Annotated in this window: 18 protein-coding genes and 4 tRNA genes; 16 read left to right on the top strand and 6 right to left on the bottom strand. The window is 64.5% G+C overall.

Annotation, left to right across the window (positions count from 1 at the left end):
• The first annotated feature begins 10 nt into the window (after positions 1 to 10).
• From B6V76_RS03470 to B6V76_RS03420, 11 genes are all read left to right on the top strand, one after another.
• Positions 11 to 1345, top strand: coding sequence for an ATP-binding protein (locus B6V76_RS03470; RefSeq protein ID WP_088718739.1), 1335 nt, complete (start codon positions 11 to 13; stop codon positions 1343 to 1345).
• A 210-nt stretch (positions 1346 to 1555) separates the two neighbouring features.
• Positions 1556 to 3970 carry an endopeptidase La gene (gene lon / locus B6V76_RS03465; RefSeq protein ID WP_075774719.1) on the top strand — a complete coding sequence of 805 codons (2415 nt, stop codon included), beginning with the start codon at positions 1556 to 1558 and terminating at the stop codon, positions 3968 to 3970.
• 111 nt (positions 3971 to 4081) lie between these two features.
• Positions 4082 to 4504 (top strand): HU family DNA-binding protein, encoded by a 423-nt coding sequence (locus B6V76_RS03460; RefSeq protein WP_088718738.1) that lies wholly within the window; start codon positions 4082 to 4084, stop codon positions 4502 to 4504.
• Positions 4505 to 4563: 59 nt separating this feature from the next.
• A tRNA-Val gene (locus B6V76_RS03455) sits at positions 4564 to 4638 on the top strand.
• Positions 4639 to 4773: 135 nt separating this feature from the next.
• Entirely contained in the window at positions 4774 to 5487 is a 714-nt protein-coding gene (locus tag B6V76_RS03450; protein WP_166504533.1) for a dimethylsulfonioproprionate lyase family protein, read from the top strand.
• A 42-nt stretch (positions 5488 to 5529) separates the two neighbouring features.
• Positions 5530 to 5605 (top strand) — tRNA-Val (locus B6V76_RS03445).
• A 135-nt stretch (positions 5606 to 5740) separates the two neighbouring features.
• Positions 5741 to 6682 (top strand): pirin family protein, encoded by a 942-nt coding sequence (locus tag B6V76_RS03440; protein ID WP_088726667.1) that lies wholly within the window; start codon positions 5741 to 5743, stop codon positions 6680 to 6682.
• A gap of 315 nt (positions 6683 to 6997) precedes the next feature.
• A tRNA-Asp gene (locus B6V76_RS03435) sits at positions 6998 to 7074 on the top strand.
• A 28-nt stretch (positions 7075 to 7102) separates the two neighbouring features.
• A tRNA-Asp gene (locus B6V76_RS03430) sits at positions 7103 to 7179 on the top strand.
• Positions 7180 to 7261: 82 nt separating this feature from the next.
• The gene (locus B6V76_RS03425) at positions 7262 to 7519 is read left to right on the top strand and encodes a hypothetical protein (protein ID WP_075776611.1); all 258 of its coding nucleotides are present in this window, start codon (positions 7262 to 7264) and stop codon (positions 7517 to 7519) included.
• Entirely contained in the window at positions 7519 to 8784 is a 1266-nt protein-coding gene (locus B6V76_RS03420) for a glutamate-5-semialdehyde dehydrogenase (RefSeq protein ID WP_166504532.1), read from the top strand. Before B6V76_RS03425 ends, B6V76_RS03420 begins: the two co-directional genes overlap by 1 nt.
• Positions 8785 to 8824: 40 nt before the next feature.
• Here the strand turns inward: B6V76_RS03420 and B6V76_RS03415 are convergent, their stop codons facing one another.
• The gene (locus B6V76_RS03415; RefSeq protein WP_088726666.1) at positions 8825 to 9439 is read right to left on the bottom strand and encodes a histidine phosphotransferase family protein; all 615 of its coding nucleotides are present in this window, start codon (positions 9437 to 9439) and stop codon (positions 8825 to 8827) included.
• 25 nt (positions 9440 to 9464) lie between these two features.
• On the opposite strand from B6V76_RS03415, the gene B6V76_RS03410 reads away from it, so the two are divergent.
• From B6V76_RS03410 to B6V76_RS03400, 3 genes are all read left to right on the top strand, one after another.
• Positions 9465 to 9644, top strand: a complete 180-nt coding sequence (locus B6V76_RS03410) for a DUF3553 domain-containing protein (protein WP_233243185.1) — start codon at positions 9465 to 9467, stop codon at positions 9642 to 9644.
• Positions 9645 to 9813: 169 nt separating this feature from the next.
• Complete coding sequence (locus tag B6V76_RS03405) at positions 9814 to 10590, top strand: GNAT family N-acyltransferase (RefSeq protein WP_240497793.1); 777 nt, start codon at positions 9814 to 9816, stop codon at positions 10588 to 10590.
• A gap of 50 nt (positions 10591 to 10640) precedes the next feature.
• Positions 10641 to 11414 carry a lysophospholipid acyltransferase family protein gene (locus B6V76_RS03400; RefSeq protein ID WP_088726900.1) on the top strand — a complete coding sequence of 258 codons (774 nt, stop codon included), beginning with the start codon at positions 10641 to 10643 and terminating at the stop codon, positions 11412 to 11414.
• On the opposite strand, the gene B6V76_RS03395 is transcribed toward B6V76_RS03400, so the two are convergent.
• The 3 genes from B6V76_RS03395 to tyrS all read right to left on the bottom strand — a co-directional run bounded on the left by B6V76_RS03395 (position 11390) and on the right by tyrS (position 13115).
• On the bottom strand, positions 11390 to 11614 hold the full coding sequence (locus B6V76_RS03395) for a ribbon-helix-helix domain-containing protein (protein WP_075776606.1): 225 nt from the start codon (positions 11612 to 11614) through the stop codon (positions 11390 to 11392). The two genes, B6V76_RS03400 and B6V76_RS03395, sit on opposite strands and share 25 nt — an antisense overlap.
• Positions 11611 to 11793 (bottom strand): DUF4169 family protein, encoded by a 183-nt coding sequence (locus B6V76_RS03390; protein WP_078523133.1) that lies wholly within the window; start codon positions 11791 to 11793, stop codon positions 11611 to 11613. Before B6V76_RS03390 ends, B6V76_RS03395 begins: the two co-directional genes overlap by 4 nt.
• A gap of 74 nt (positions 11794 to 11867) precedes the next feature.
• Positions 11868 to 13115, bottom strand: coding sequence for a tyrosine--tRNA ligase (gene tyrS, locus B6V76_RS03385; RefSeq protein ID WP_088726665.1), 1248 nt, complete (start codon positions 13113 to 13115; stop codon positions 11868 to 11870).
• A gap of 59 nt (positions 13116 to 13174) precedes the next feature.
• On the opposite strand from tyrS, the gene B6V76_RS03380 reads away from it, so the two are divergent.
• Together B6V76_RS03380 and B6V76_RS03375 are read left to right on the top strand one after the other, a co-directional pair.
• Positions 13175 to 14284 (top strand): anhydro-N-acetylmuramic acid kinase, encoded by a 1110-nt coding sequence (locus B6V76_RS03380; RefSeq protein ID WP_088726664.1) that lies wholly within the window; start codon positions 13175 to 13177, stop codon positions 14282 to 14284.
• Positions 14285 to 14362: 78 nt separating this feature from the next.
• Positions 14363 to 14809, top strand: a complete 447-nt coding sequence (locus tag B6V76_RS03375) for a DUF4405 domain-containing protein (RefSeq protein WP_075776602.1) — start codon at positions 14363 to 14365, stop codon at positions 14807 to 14809.
• Here B6V76_RS03375 and B6V76_RS03370 read toward each other — a convergent pair whose 3' ends face one another.
• Both B6V76_RS03370 and B6V76_RS03365 read right to left on the bottom strand, forming a co-directional pair.
• Entirely contained in the window at positions 14810 to 15238 is a 429-nt protein-coding gene (locus tag B6V76_RS03370; protein ID WP_088722680.1) for a cupin domain-containing protein, read from the bottom strand. It abuts the gene before it with no gap.
• Complete coding sequence (locus tag B6V76_RS03365; RefSeq protein ID WP_088726663.1) at positions 15235 to 15909, bottom strand: haloacid dehalogenase type II; 675 nt, start codon at positions 15907 to 15909, stop codon at positions 15235 to 15237. Before B6V76_RS03365 ends, B6V76_RS03370 begins: the two co-directional genes overlap by 4 nt.
• Between the last annotated feature and the right edge of the window lie 127 nt (positions 15910 to 16036).

The following is a 16036-nucleotide window of genomic DNA, read 5'->3' as shown; positions in this document are numbered from 1 at the left end:
GGGTTCTGGCATGAATTTTCGCTGGCTGAAACAGATGATGCCGCGCGGGCTTTATGGGCGGGCCGCGTTGATCCTGATTCTGCCGGTGGTGACGATCCAGCTGGTGGTATCCGTCGTCTTCATCCAGCGCCATTTCGAACGTGTCACGCAGCAGATGACCGAAGGGATGGTGCGCGAGATCGCGCTGCTCGATCAGGTCGCGACCAATGCGCCGACGGCAGAGGTTGCGCGCGAACGGCTCGACGTGCTCGACAAGACACTGAACTTCACCTCGCAATTCCCGGCGCCGACGGATCTCGCGTCGCAGCGGGGCGATACGCGCAACTTCTTCGATCTCACCGGGATCGTGGTGATCTCGACCCTGCGCACGAATCTGTCGCAGATTCGCTCGATCGTTCTCGACAACACCACCAACTCCGTGCGGGTGGTGCAGGAGACGCCGAACGGGCCGCTGGCGGTGACCTTCGCGCGCAGCCGGGTATCGGCGTCGAATCCGCACCAATTGCTCGTTCTGATGGTCTTTGTTTCCATTCTGATGACGCTGATCGCCTATATCTTCCTGCGCAATCAGCTGCGCCCGATCCGCAGACTGAGCCATGCGGCGGAGGAATTCGGCAAGGGGCGCAACCTGAATTACCGCGTCTCGGGGGCGACGGAGGTGCGCGCCGCGGGCCGCGCCTTTCTCGACATGCGCAACCGGATCGAGCGGCAGATCGAGCAGCGCACGCTGATGCTCTCGGGTGTCAGCCACGATCTGCGCACACCGCTCACGCGTCTGCGGCTCGGGCTGTCGATGATGGAGGAGACGGACGAGGTCCGCGCGATGGAGCGCGACGTCGAGGAGATGGGTCGCCTTGTCGATGCCTTCCTCGATTTTTCGCGCGACGGCGCCTCGCATGGCGAGCCGGAGACGCTGCCGATCTGCGGCTTCGTCGAAGGCGTGGTGGAAGACATGCGGCGGATGGGCCGCGACGTGACGCTCGTCGATTGCGACACGGAGGAGGAGGCGACTTTCCGTCCCGATGCGCTCAAACGCGCGCTGGCAAACCTGATCGGCAATGCGGTCCGCTACGGCACCCGCGCCGAGATTACCGTCTCGATCGCGCGCACGGGATGGCGAATCGCGGTGCATGACGACGGCCCTGGCATCCCGCCCGAACGCCGCGAAGAGGCGATCCTGCCCTTTACGCGGCTCGATCCGGCGCGCAATCAGGATCGCGGGCAGGGGGTGGGCCTTGGCCTCTCGATCACCGCTGACATCCTGCGGCGCCATGGCGGATCGCTGAAACTCGGGCGATCCGAACGGCTTGGCGGCTTGATGGCCGAGATGATCCTGCCGCGGTGAGCGGCTACACGTTCGATCACGCGCGCGCACGAACCGCTCACGGCAGCGAGATCGCCTCTTGCGGCCTGTCCCGGGGCCACGCATTGTGACGGATGAGTGACATGGCCTAGTTGAATGGACGCTTCGCGGCTCCTAGATATTGGGTCGAACAGGGGAGGGACGTGGTCGCCGAAAACGGGGCCGGACCCTCCTGCCAAGAGAGGAACGCCGATGACCGAATTTAGCTCTGTCACCCATCCGGTCCTGCCGTTGCGCGATATCGTGGTTTTCCCCCACATGATCGTGCCGCTCTTCGTCGGGCGCGAGAAATCCGTGCGCGCACTCGAAGAGGTGATGGCGGATGACCGTCAGATCTTGCTCGCGAGCCAGATCGACCCGTCGCAAGACGACCCCGACACAGACGGGATTTTCCGCGTTGGCGTGCTCGCCAACGTGCTGCAACTGCTGAAACTGCCCGATGGCACCGTGAAGGTTCTGGTCGAGGGCAAGAGCCGCGTGCGCATCAGCGAGTTCGTCGAGAATGACGACTACTTTGAAGCGAATGCCGAGCCGCTGATCGAAACCGAGGGCGATGTGGAGACGATCCGCGCGCTGCTGCGTTCGGTCGCCGAGGAATTCGAGCGCTACGCGAAGATCAAGAAGAACATCCCCGAAGAGGCGCTCTCGGCCGTGGCCGACGCGACCGAAGCGGACAAGCTGGCCGATCTCGTCTCGGGCCATCTGGGGCTGGAAGTGGCCCAGAAGCAGGAGCTTCTGGAAACGCTCGACGTCTCCGAGCGGCTGGAGCGGGTCTACGGGCTCATGCAGGGTGAGGTCTCGGTTCTCCAGGTGGAGAAAAAGATCAAGTCCCGTGTGAAAACGCAGATGGAGAAGACCCAGCGCGAGTACTACCTGAATGAGCAGATGAAGGCCATTCAGAAGGAACTCGGCGATGGCGAAGACGGCCAGAACGAGATCCTCGAGCTGGAAGAGCGCATCGAGAACACGAAGCTTTCCAAAGAGGCCAAGGAAAAGGCCGAGGCCGAGCTCAAGAAGCTCAAGTCGATGTCGCCGATGTCGGCGGAAGCCACCGTCGTGCGCAACTATCTCGACTGGATGCTTTCGATCCCGTGGGGCACCAAATCCCGCGTAAAGAAAGACCTCAGCAAGGCGGAGGCCGTGCTTGATGCCGATCACTACGGGCTCGAGAAGGTCAAGGAACGCATCGTTGAGTATCTTGCGGTGCAGGCGCGCTCGGCCAAGCTGAAAGGCCCGATCATGTGCCTCGTGGGTCCCCCCGGCGTGGGTAAGACCTCGCTCGGCCGGTCTGTCGCCAAGGCAACGGGGCGCGAATTCATCCGCATCTCGCTCGGCGGCGTGCGCGACGAATCCGAGATCCGCGGCCACCGTCGGACCTATATCGGCTCGATGCCCGGCAAGATCATTCAGGCGCTGAAGAAGGCGAAAACCACGAACCCGCTGATCCTGCTCGACGAGATCGACAAGATGGGTCAGGACTTCCGTGGCGATCCGGCTTCGGCCATGCTTGAAGTGCTCGACCCCGAGCAGAATGCGACCTTCGTGGACCACTATCTCGAAGTGGAATACGACCTCTCGAACGTGATGTTCCTGACGACGGCGAACTCCTACAACATGCCGGGCCCGCTTCTGGACCGGATGGAGATCATTCCGCTCGCGGGCTACACCGAGGACGAGAAGGCCGAGATCGCCAAGCAGCACCTGATCCCGAAGCAGATCAAGGGGCACGGGCTCAAGAAGAACGAGTTCGAACTGACCGATGGCGCGCTGACCGACGTGATCCGCTACTACACCCGCGAGGCGGGCGTGCGGAACCTCGAACGCGATATCGCGAAGCTCGCCCGGAAAGCGGTGACCGAGATCATCAAGTCGAAGGGTCAGATCAAGCACATCACCGTCGATGAGGCGAAGGTGGGCGAATATCTGGGCGTCAAAAAGCACCGCTACGGTCTGGCCGAGAAGGAAGATCAGGTGGGCGTCGTGACCGGCCTCGCCTGGACCTCCGTGGGCGGCGACCTGCTGCAGATCGAAGCTCTGCGCCTGCCGGGTAAAGGTCGGATGAAGACCACCGGTAAGCTGGGCGACGTGATGAAGGAATCGATCGACGCGGCATCCAGTTACGTCCGCTCGGTCGCGCCGCAATTCGGCATCAAGCCGCCGCGCTTCGAGAAGTGGGACATCCACGTCCACGTGCCGGATGGCGCGACGCCGAAAGACGGGCCCTCTGCGGGTCTGGCGATGGTGACCTCCATCGTCTCGGTGTTGACCGGAATCCCAGTGCGCAAGGATATCGCCATGACTGGCGAGGTCAGCTTGCGCGGCAACGCGATGCCGATCGGTGGCTTGAAAGAGAAACTGCTCGCGGCACTGCGCGGTGGGATCAAGACGGTGTTCATCCCCGAGGAGAATGAAAAAGACCTCGCGGATATCCCCGACAACGTGAAGGAGGGGCTGGAGATCGTGCCGGTCACTCACGTTCGCGAAGTCCTCGCCCGCGCGCTGGTGCGTCAGCCCGAGCCGGTCGATTGGGACGAAGAGGCCGAAGAGGCGGCAGCCGCCGCCGCAGCCGCGGCCAAATCGGACGCACAGGGCGCAACCGCGCACTGATCGGCTTTGGATTGAAAACGAAAACGCCCGTCGCATATCGCGGCGGGCGTTTTTGCATCTGAAGGCATTTGCACGTAACCTCCTTTTATTCCGGTCAAAAAAGGAGCCGCCATGGCCAAGAGCCAGAAGCCGAAATCGACCCGCAAGCCACCCGCCGCGACACCTCCGGCCTCCGCCGCGACGCTCACGCCGGCAGCTCCTGATCCGGGGGCCGAGGCGAAGGCGCTCGTGCGCAAGCGAAGCTTCGTGGATCGGGTGATGGTCGAGGCTGGCGTGAAGCGCGGCGAGGCGAAAGCAATGTCGGAGGCCGTGCTGAAAGTTCTGGGCGAGGCGCTCTCGGAAGGCGAGGAACTCAGCATCCCGCCGCTCGGCAAGCTGAAGATCAACCGCCAGTTCGAGAAGAACGGCGACGAGATCCTCGTGGTCAAGCTGCGCCGCCCTTCGGGCATGCTCGAGGCCGTCGCGGCAGAGGCGGATGGCGCCGCGCAGGCCGAGGACGACGCCTTGGAAAGCGAGGTCGAAAACCGGGGCTGAGATTTCGTCGAAAACCCTCTTGCGGAGCCAGAAGCGGGGCGCTAAAAGCCCGCCACGGAGGGCGATTAGCTCAGCGGTAGAGCGCATCGTTCACATCGATGATGTCGGGGGTTCAAATCCCTCATCGCCCACCATTTTCCTACGAAGGCGCGTCTTGAACAGACGCGCCTTCGTCGTTTTCCGGTTAGTTTTCTGCGCCCCGCGGCGTCAGATTATGGGCCAGACAGCACGCCAGAGAAGCGCCCGAGGCGCGAGACGCGGAGGATGCGATGACCGACACGATGCCGATGAACGAAACGTCCCCCGACGAGGGGCTGCGCGTCTCCGATTGTCCGGACTGGCTCTATCTGCTGCGGGAATTCGACACGCTCTACCGTCATGGCTCGGCGGGCGGCAGTCGCCTCATCCGCAGCCACCGCAAACGGGTGCGCGACACGCTCTCGCAGATCATCGACACCAATCCCCCGGTGACGCCGCGCCAGCCGCAGCCGAAACCGGTGACCGCGCATCTGTCGCGGGCACTCGATCTGGGCGAGCGCGGTGCGGTGGCGGGCATGGCGCGGGCGCTGTCGCGTGTCGCGAGCCAGCTGACATGGGAATATGGCTACGAGAAAGTGCCGAAGGCGCTGGCACGCAAATATGCCTATTGCGAGGTGCTGGGTCCGCGCGGTCCGGTGGCCTCGGATCGGCTGGTGCTGGGATTCGTCCTGTTCGCGCCGCGCACGACCTATCCGCAGCACAGTCACAAGGAGATCGAGGAAAGCTATATCTCGGTCGCGGGCCCGTGGTCGGAAAATGACACTGCGGTGCATGCGCCGGGGTCGCTGATCCTGAACCGACCCGATCACGAACACCGCATCACCACGGCCGATCTCGATCCTTGTCTGCTTGCCTATGCCTGGGTCGGGCCGGAAGCGCGGCTGACCGCGCCGGGGATGAAGCTTTCCTCGACCCGCAAGGCGCGGATGCGCGAAGGCATCTGAGCCCTTGATCCCCGCGCAAGGCGGAGCTAGAGGAGGGGTCGGGGGCGGTTAGCTCAGTTGGTAGAGCGTCTCGTTTACACCGAGAATGTCGGGGGTTCGAGTCCCTCACCGCCCACCATTCCCCATGAATAATATTGATATCAACTGCTTGCGTGGCGTTGCGCGACCGCGCTCAGACTCTGTTCGCGCATGGCTCTATGATATGCGCGCCGCGATGCTACCTTTCCCTCAACCACAGGAAAGGAGCGCTCCGATGAGCTGGAACCCCGCCCTCGACCCCGAAATTCCGATCGGCGATGCCGTCGACGCCATTGAAACCGTTATCGCGCCCCGAGCGCGCGACCTTGGTGGATTCGAGGTGCGCCGCGCCTTGCCCTCGGCTGCACGCCAGATGATCGGCCCGTTCATCTTCTTCGACCAGATCGGCCCGGTGGAGTTCCTCTCCGGCCAGCGGGGCATCGACATTCGCCCGCACCCGCATATCGGGCTCGCGACTGTGACCTACCTGCTGCAAGGCCGCCTGCATCACCGCGATTCGCTGGGCACCGATCAATGGATCACGCCGGGCGCGGTGAACTGGATGAGTGCGGGCTACGGCATCACCCATTCCGAGCGCACTGACGGCAAGGTCCGCGACACCGGCCAGCATCTCGCGGGTATCCAGACATGGGTTGCGCTGCCCGAGGATCAGGAAGAGGGGCAGGCGGCGTTCAAGCATGTCGGCGCCGAAGCGCTTCCCGAATTGCAGGCCGAGGGCAAGACCGTGCGGCTGGTGCTGGGCGATGCCTGGGGCGCGCATGCCCCGATCGATCTGCCCTCCGAGATGTTCTACGCCGATGCGAAGCTCGATCCGGGCGCGCAGATCCCGCTGCCTGACAATCACGAGGATCGCGGGGTTTATGTGCTGCAAGGCTCCGTCACCGCCGCGGGCGAAACCTACGAGGAAGGTCGGATGCTCGTTTTCCGCCCCGGCGACCGGGTGTCGCTCAAGGCGGGCGGGCAGGGCGCCCGGCTGATCGTTCTGGGCGGGGCGACCATGGGCGGTCCGCGCTATATCTGGTGGAATTTCGTGGCCTCCTCGCGCGACAAGATCGACGCGGCCAAAGAGGCATGGCGCGCGGGCGACTGGGCGCATGGCCGATTCCAACTGCCGCCCGCGGATGATGCGGAGTTCATTCCCGCGCCGGAACGTTGATTGCATTCGCCGAGAAAGGGGGCGCTGCCCCCGTCGCCGGACGGCGACAAAACTAAAAGAAGAGGGGGCTCCGCCCCCGACCTTCGGTCTCCCCCGGGATATTTCTGCCAAGGGGAAGCAGAAAGCGCATCTCATCGGCGCGCGTGCGGGCGCGATAAATAAGGGCCGCGGACGCGCACTGAGGAGCCGCGATTTGCTTGCCCGAACGGCAGGTGAAAATTCGTCGGATTTTTGCTCTCAGGCCGCTTGACGGGGGCAGGTCGCCCGCGTAATACCCTCCCCACGCTCGGACGGCGATCCGGGCAGATGATGCGAGCGGTTGTAGCTCAGTTGGTTAGAGTACCGGCCTGTCACGCCGGGGGTCGCGGGTTCGAGCCCCGTCAACCGCGCCATCATCCGGATCGCCCCGAGCGCAGATGCGCGGTTGTAGCTCAGTTGGTTAGAGTACCGGCCTGTCACGCCGGGAGTCGCGGGTTCGAGCCCCGTCAACCGCGCCACTTTCCCCCCTTCTACGGTAAAGTTGCGTTTGTGAAACGCGCATCTGTCGCTTATATCCGGGCGAAGTTTCGGGAGGAGCGCATGCGCTGGATCAAGCAGTTTTTCGACCACATCACCCTGCTGCAAGCAGTCCTGTTCGCGGGTCTGCTGGGTCTCGCGCCATTCACCCCAGAGCCACATATTTGGGAAAAGCTGAAGATGTTGGCGGCGGGCACGCTGGTGCGTACGGTCGATTGGTTCGATCTGGTGATGCACGGGCTCCCTTGGTTCGTGCTGGCGGTGAAGCTGGCGCAATGGGTGAAAACCGGACAGACCGGGAAATCCGGTAGGGGTGCGTAATGAAAGACGACATGGACGCCAAAGGGCTGATCGAGACGATGGGCGCTGCCGCGCGGGCGGCCGCGGCGGAACTGGCCTTCGCCAGCGCCGAGGTAAAGCAGAAGGCGCTGGAAGTGGCGGCCGATGCGGTGCTCGCGCGTAAAGATGACATCATCACCGCAAATGGCGAGGACATGGCCTACGGGGCCGAGAAGGGGCTGAGCCCCGCGATGATGGATCGGCTGATGCTGGACGATGCGCGGATCGAGGCGATCGCCAAGGGTCTGCGGGCGGTGGCAGCGCAACGCGATCCGGTGGGCGACACGATCGCGGAATGGGACATGCCCTCGGGGCTGCATATCAAGCGCGTGCGCACGCCTCTGGGCGTGATCGGCGTGATTTATGAATCGCGGCCCAACGTGACGGCGGACGCCGGCGCGCTATGCCTGAAATCGGGCAATGCGGTGATCCTGCGCGGCGGCTCGGAGAGCTTCCATTCCAGCCGTGCGATCCATGCCTGCCTGCTCGAGGGGCTGCGTGCGGTGGGGCTGCCCGAGGCGGCGGTCCAGCTCGTGCCGACCCGCGACCGCGCCGCCGTGGCCGAGATGCTGCGCGCGACCGAATTCATCGACGTGATCGTGCCGCGCGGGGGCAAGGGGCTCGTCGGTCTGGTGCAGGCCGAGGCGCGTGTTCCGGTCTTCGCCCATCTCGAGGGCATCTGCCATATCTATGCCGACGGGGCAGCCGATCTGGAACAGGCGCGGGCCGTCGTGGTGAACGCCAAGACCCGGCGCACCGGGATTTGCGGCGCGATGGAGTGCCTTCTGATCGACCGCGCCTTCTGGAAGAAACATGGCGGCGTGCTGATCGAAGACCTGCTCAAAGCAGGCGTCGAGGTGCGCGGCACGGGCGATTTGCTGCAAATCGAGGGCGTCACCGAGGCAAGTGCGGAAGATTTCGGGCGCGAATTCCTCGATATGATCTGCGCGGCGAAGATCGTCGATGGCGTGGATGGCGCGATCGAACATATCCGCCGCTATGGCAGCCAGCACACGGAATCGATCCTGACCGAGAATGACGCCGCCGCCGACCGCTTCTTCGAGCGGCTCGACAGCGCGATCCTTATGCGCAACGCCTCCACCCAATTCGCCGATGGCGGCGAGTTCGGCATGGGCGCAGAGATCGGTATCGCGACCGGCAAGATGCATGCGCGCGGGCCGGTGGGCGCCGAGCAGCTCACCTCGTTCAAGTACCTGGTGACCGGGCACGGCACGGTGCGTCCCTGAGCGCACCGTACCCTCCGATTTCAGCCGGACGCGGTCGCTGTCAGAAGGCGATCGTGCCGCCTTCGGAATCGACCGACCAATCGAGTCTGCGACCCTGCCGCGCCGCCTCGCGCGGCAGGAGCGCGAATTGCACCCGCGCGGGCGTCAGGTCCAGCGGCTCCCCGTCGAGCGCCGCGAAGGCCGCACGATCGGGTCGCGCTTTCTCGGCGCGCGCCGTGATCATCCAGCCGTCGCCGCAGGGCATCGCGCGGATATCGCCGCCGAAGGGCAGCGCGGTTTCGAGGCAAAGCATCGCGAGAAGTGCCAGTTTCACCTCGGCGCGCGGCGTCTCTCCCGGCGCCCGCCAATCGTAGTCCACGCGGCTCTGAGCGGAGACTTCGCCCAGCAACCCGGTGATTTCCGCTTCGCTCAACTGCTGATCGGGTCCGGCGCGTCCAAAGGCCAGCCGGAAGAACTTGACGCGCGCATTCGCCGCCGCCACGCTTTGCGAAATAAGCTCCACCTCCGGGCCGGGCGCTTCGCTTGTCATGGCGAGCAATTCTACCCCATTGCCGATGGCCCCGATCGGGCTGATAAGGTCATGGCACAGGCGCGACGCGACAAGTTCGATCAAATCAGCGTCCTCCGCACCCGCATTCGCGGTCTCGAATGGCATCAAACTCTCCAGAAGGTGAAATGTGATCTATGAAATTCTAGAACCCGGCATGCTGGTCAGGAATCCCGCCCAGCCCGACTGGGGCACTGGCCAGGTGCAATCGCGTATCGGCGAAAAGGTGACGGTCAATTTTGAACATGAAGGCAAGCTTGTCCTGGACGGTCGGCGGGTCGCGTTGGAATTGGTTTTCTCTGAACAAAGTTGATGAAACGTTAACAGGCACGTGAGGTCACGCGAGAAATTCCGTCAACCGGAGGATGTGGCGCATCGCCCCCCGTCGTGATGCGTCCATGACACGCTCCGCGCCGCGCGATATTGCCAATCCGGGCGCGGCTTTCTAAACCGGGCCAGCGAATATCGGCAGGAGGACGCCCGTGACCGACAGCGCCGCATTCGAAATCAGGCTGGCTCGCGATGCCGCCGATCTCGTGGCGTCGCAGCGGCTTCGCTACCGCGTTTTCGTCGAAGAACTCGGCGGCGGCGGCGAGACGGTCGATCACCAAAATCGTCTGGAAAGCGATCGGCTCGACGCGATCTACGATCATCTTCTGCTGGTCGATCCCGCGCGCGCTGAAGGCGAGCATGTGGTGGGCGCCTACCGGCTGCTACCTTCGGATCGGCTGGAGCGGGCAGGGCAATTCTATTGCGATAGCGAATACGACCTCTCGCCGCTGGTCGGCACCGGGCGCAAGTTGCTGGAGCTTGGGCGCTCCTGCGTCGATCCGGACTATCGGGGCGGGGCGGCAATGCTGCTTTTGTGGAACGCGCTGGCCGATTACGTCCTTGCCCATGACATCGAGATTCTCTTCGGCGTTGCGTCCTTCCACGGCACCGATGCCGAGAAGCTGAAAGCGCCGCTGTCGTGGTTGCATCACCATCACCTAGCGCCCGCGCACATGCGTCCGCGCGCGCGGCCAGAGGCGTTCCAGCCAATGGACCTCGTGCCTGAGGCGGCGCTGGATCGGCGTGCGGCGCTGGCCGAAATGCCCAATCTGATAAAGGCCTATCTGCGGCTCGGCGGCTTCGTGGGCGAGGGGGCTTTCATCGACTATCCGTTCAACACGACCGACGTTCTCCTGCTCATGGATACCAAGGCGATGAGCGACAAGCATCGCAGCTTCTACACCCGTCGTTTCGAGGGCCGCGCGTGAGCTGGATCGAGGACGAGCCCGATCCAAAGCAGATCGGCGCGCTCGATTGGATGCGGGCGGGGCTGCGCGGTCTGATCTGGGGGCTGATGCTGCTGATCGGGCTTGTAGTGCTGCTGCTGGTGCGTCTGGTGGAGCGCCCGGTTCACGGGCTGGCGCGGCCCTGGACGCCGTGGATCACGCAAGCGGTCTGCCGGATGAGCTTCCCGATCCTCGGGATCTCCTATCGCGTCACGGGGCGTCCGATGACCAAGATCGGGGCGGTGGTCGCAAATCACGGATCGTGGCTCGATATCTTTGCGCTCAACGCCTGCCAGCGGGTCTATTTCGTCTCCAAGGCCGAGGTCGCCAAATGGCCTTTCGTCGGCTGGCTCGCGCGGGCCACGGCCACGGTTTTCATCAAGCGCGATCCGCGTGAGGCAAAGACGCAGCAGGGGCTGTTCGAGGATCGCATCCGGGCGGGCCATCACCTGCTGTTCTTCCCCGAGGGCACCTCGACCGATGCGCGCCGGGTGCTGCCCTTCAAGCCGACGCTGTTTCAGGCCTTCTACAGCCATGGGCTGGAGCGCGTGATGCAGATTCAGCCGGTCACCGTGGTCTACACGCCCCCCGCGGGCGAGGACGTGCGGTTCTATGGCTGGTGGGGCGATATGGAGTTCGGGCCGCATCTGATCAAGGTGCTGGCACAGGCGCGGCAGGGCGCGGTCGAAGTGGTGTTCCACGCGCCGCTCTCGGTTTCCGACTATCGCTCGCGCAAGGAGCTTGCATGGGCTGCGGAAAGCGCCGTGCGTCGCGGCTTGCCTTACGAGATCGCACGCGCCCGGTAATAGGCCAGCACGTAGAGGCGGATTGCCGTGGCAAGGCCCGTCTCGGTGCCGCGATCCACATCAATTTCGGCTGCCAACTCGTTGAGGCCCAATGATTTCTCATGGGCGATATCGCGGAAGGCACGCCAGAATTCATCCTCCAGCGTGACCGAGGTGCGGTGCCCGCCCAGCGTCAGGGAGCGTTTCTTCGGTCGGCTCATTCGTCGTGCTCGCGCTGATGGCCGTCGAGATCGCGCCGCTCTTTCGTGGCGCGGCTTTCCTGTAGCGTTTTCTCGGCCTTGCTGCGACCGAATTTCTCAGCATTCACAGAGCCTTGTTCGCGCTTCTTCACGCGCGCCTGCTGTTTGCGAAACTGGTTGAGATTGGTGACTTTGCTCATGGGCAAAGAGTGCCACAGCCGATCGTATCGGAAAAGGGGCTTGGGCGCGCCCGCATGAGGCGCGCCCGATAGAGTTACTCGACTTCGACCAGCGCGTGACGCTTCTTGCCCGCGCTCAGCTTCACCGGGGTCTCCAGATCGGCGGCGGTGAACATGCGGCCCGGATCGGCGCAGGGCTCGTCATCGACCTTTAGCGCGCCTTCCGCGATCAGCCGCTTGCCGTCCTTACCCGATTTCGCGAGGCCCGAGCGCACCACGAGCTGCGCGAGGCTGATCCCGTCGCCCAGTTCCTCGACCGTCAGCGTAAGCGTTGGCAGGTCGTCGCCCACGCCGCCCTTCTCGAAGACTTCGCGCGCGGTTGCCTCGGCAGCATGCGCGGCCTCCCAGCCGTGGCAGAGCGCGGTGACCTCGTTGGCCAGCCGCACCTTCGCCGCGTTGATCTCGGAGCCTTCCAACGCGCCCAGACGCTCACATTCCTCGACCGGAAGCTCGGTATAAAGCTTCAGGAAGCGGCCAACATCGGCGTCGGTTGTGTTGCGCCAGAACTGCCAGAACTCGTAAGGGCTCAGCATGTCCGAGTTCAGCCAGATTGCGCCCGAGGCCGATTTGCCCATCTTCCTGCCGTCCGAGGTTGTCAGAAGCGGCGAGGTCAGTCCGAAGATCTCCTGATCGAGCACGCGGCGCGTCAGGTCGATCCCGTTGACGATATTCCCCCATTGATCCGAGCCGCCCATCTGCAGCAGGCAACCGTAGCGGCGGTTCAGCTCGAGGAAGTCATAGGCCTGCAGGATCATGTAGTTGAATTCGAGGAAGCTGAGGCTCTGCTCGCGATCCAGCCGCGATTTCACGCTCTCGAACGACAGCATCCGGTTGACCGAGAAATGCCGCCCGATATCGCGCAGGAAATCGAGGTAGTTCAGCCCATCGAGCCATTCCGCATTGTTGAGCATCAGAGCCGGCGTCTCGGCCTCGTAATCGAGGTATTTCGCAAACACCTGCTTGATGCCCGCGATATTGTCGTCGATCTGGTCGGGCGTCAGCAGCGGGCGCTCATCGGCGCGGAAGGAGGGGTCGCCCACCTTCGTCGTGCCGCCGCCCATCAGGGTGATCGGCTGGTGGCCGGTCTTCTGCAGCCAGCGCAGCATCATGATCTGGATCAGCGAGCCGACATGCAGCGACTTCGCCGTCGCGTCGAAGCCGATATAACCCGGCACGGTGCCCTTCGCCAAAGCCTCGTCCAGCCCCTGATAATCCGTGCAGTCGGCCAGAAAGCCCCGCTCGATCATCACGCGCATGAAGTCTGATTTCGGATGGTAGGTCATCGTGCTTGTTCCTTTCGTCTGAGCGTGCGTATATCGGGGCAGGCGACGAGAGGGAAGCCATGTTGAAATCCGGGCCGGTCTGGGCGGTTGGCGCCATGTCGGGCACGTCTTTGGACGGGGTGGACGCGGCGCTCGTGTTGACCGACGGAACCCGCATTCTCGATTTCGGCCGCAGCGACTACCGCCCCTATACCGAGGCCGAGCGCGCGACGCTCCATGCAGCCCTCGGGCGCTGGCCCGGCGAGGCCGGGGTGGAGGAGGCCTGCGAGGTGGTCGAAACCGCCCATGCCGAACTGCTCAGTGGCTTCGGAGAGGCGCAGCTCGTGGGGTTTCACGGCCAGACGCTCGCCCACGATCCCTATGGGGTGCAGGGCCCGCGCCGCACCCATCAGGCCGGCGACGGCTCGGTCCTGGCCGAGGTGCTGTCGCGCCCGGTGGTCTGGGATTTCCGCTCCACCGATGTCGAGATGGGCGGGCAGGGCGCGCCGCTCGCGCCCTTCTTCCACTTTGCCTGCGTGAAATACGCCAAGCTCGATGCGCCGGCGGTGTTTCTGAACCTCGGCGGCGTCGGCAATGTGACCTGGGTCGATCCGCGCCAACCCTCGGCAGAGGTGCCGGGCGCGGTTCTGGCCTTTGACACCGGCCCCGCCAACGCACCGATCAACGATCTGATGCGGCTCAGGCGCAAGGCGGAGTTCGATGCGGGCGGAGAGCTGGCGCTGACGGGCCGCGTTGACGAGGCAGTGGTCGAGGCCTTCCTGACGCATCCCTATTTCCTGAAGATGCCGCCGAAGTCGCTCGACCGGAACGATTTTCATGACGTCCTGTCCCGTGTGGCCGCGCTGGAAGACGCGGATGCGGCAGCCACGCTTACCGCCTGTGCGGCAGCCTCCGTCGCGCGGGCGGGGGAGCATTACCCGACCGCGCCCTCGGCGATCTATGTATGCGGCGGCGGGCGGCTCAACACCGCGCTGATGGTGGCTTTGCAGCGGCGCATGAACGTGCCAGTGCAGCCGATCGAGGATATCGGGCTCGATGGCGACATGCTGGAGGCGCAGGCCTTCGCCTATCTCGCGGTGCGGGTGGCGCGTGGCATGGCAACCTCTGGGCCCTCGACGACCGGGGTGTCGGCGCTGATCGGCGGCGGCAAGGTCTCGCGCCCCGGCTAAATTCGCATCACTTGACGCTGATCATGCCGCGCCGCGGCGGACGGCGCTAGGATCGGCCTCATTGAAGAGGGTAGTCCGATGTCTGAAACTCCAACCGATCCCTGTCCGACGCCGCAGGCGCGCAAGCAGGCCCCGTTCTCGAACCGGGCCGCCGCGGTCTTCCTTGCGGGGCTCAGCTTCGTCGTCATGGTCATCTCCGGCCTCGTCGTCAGCATTGCGCCCTCGGGCCGGGTTGCGCGGGATATCGACTGGTCGCTCCTCGCGCTCGACCGCGCCGACTGGGAGCTTTTGCACCTCGCGATGGGGGTGCTCTTCGTCTTCGCCGGGGTCTGGCACATCAAGCTACACTGGCCGGTGATCCGCAACCTGCTGTGGTCCGCGGCGGCGCAAACGCTGTGTCACAGGCGCGAATTGGCGCTGGCGGTGGGGCTCGTGGCCGCGGTGATCGTGCTGACGCTGCTCTGGTGGCCGCCTGTCAGCTGGCTCGATCAACTCTCGCGTTGGGCGAGCATCGGTCTCTGGTGATCAACGGGGGATGTCGAAACCGGGTGGGGCCAGTTCGAACCCCTCGAAGCGAAAGCCCGGCGAGACGGTGCAGCTGACAAGGCTCCACGCCCCGGTCGAGCGCGCGGATTGCCACTGGCCCGCGGGCACGATCCCCTGCGGTTGATCGCCGCCGATCACGTCGGGGCCCAACAGCAATTCCAGCACCGGGCCCGCCTCCTGCGGCGCGATATCGAGCTGCACCGGCGCGCCTGCGTGGAAATGCCAGATTTCGGTCGCGTCCACCCGGTGCCAGTGGCTGCGCTCGCCCGCCTTGAGCAGGAAATAGATGCAGGTGCCCGAAGGACGCGCGCCGTCTGCGGCTTCCGCTTCCCAGGTTTGGCGGTAATGCCCGCCTTCGGGATGCGGCACGAGGCCAAGGGCCTCGATGATCGCGTCGGCCTCGTTCATGCGAAGAGCTCCTTGGCGAGCGTCTCGAAATCGGGCGCGATCGCGTCCCATTCCTCGCTCGGCACAAGGTCCTTGTCCTGAGCAGGCCCGTATTCGGTCGGGCGCGGAACGAAAGCGGTCTTTAGCCCCAGCGCCCGGGCTGCCGAGAGATCATCATTATGCGCGGCCACCATCATCACCTCTTCGGGCGGCAGACGCAGCGCGGCGCAGGAGGCCAGATAGACCTCCGGCTTCGGCTTGTAGTCGCGGGCGATATCCGCGCCGAGGATGCAATCCCACGGCAGCCCCGCGTGGCGCGCAAGCCGTGTCATCAGCGCGATGGACCCGTTGGAACATGGCGCGATGATCGCATGGCGCCTCAGCGCGTGAAGGCCGCTGACCACGTCGGGCCACGGGTTCAGCCGCTCCCAGACATGCGACAGGCTATCGGGTGCCGAGACCGCGAAGCGCTTGGCTACCCGGTGCAGGTTCTCGCGATGCAGATCGTCGAGCGCCACATAGCCGCGCCCGCCGTCGCGAATGCGCCGCATCGCAGGATCGTATTCGCCACGCCACGCATCGGCGAAAGCCAGGGAATCGATCCCGGGAAAGGCAGTTTCCACCTCATGCGCGACGGAGTTCCTCCAATCGACACAGGTGCCGAACACATCGAAAATCAGAGCCTCGATCATGGCCCGACAGTGACGCGGATCAGGGCGCAACGCAATCGCCCCTTCGGCTTGGCCCAAATTTCCTCGCCGAAGGCGAAACGAAAACCCCCGGCGAAGCGCCTGCTCCGCCGGGGGCCTGGGTGTCTCA

Source organism: Thioclava sp. IC9, assembly GCF_002213225.1.
GTDB classification, from domain to species: Bacteria; Pseudomonadota; Alphaproteobacteria; order Rhodobacterales; family Rhodobacteraceae; genus Thioclava; species Thioclava nitratireducens.
This window is presented reverse-complemented; position numbering and strand designations above follow the sequence as displayed.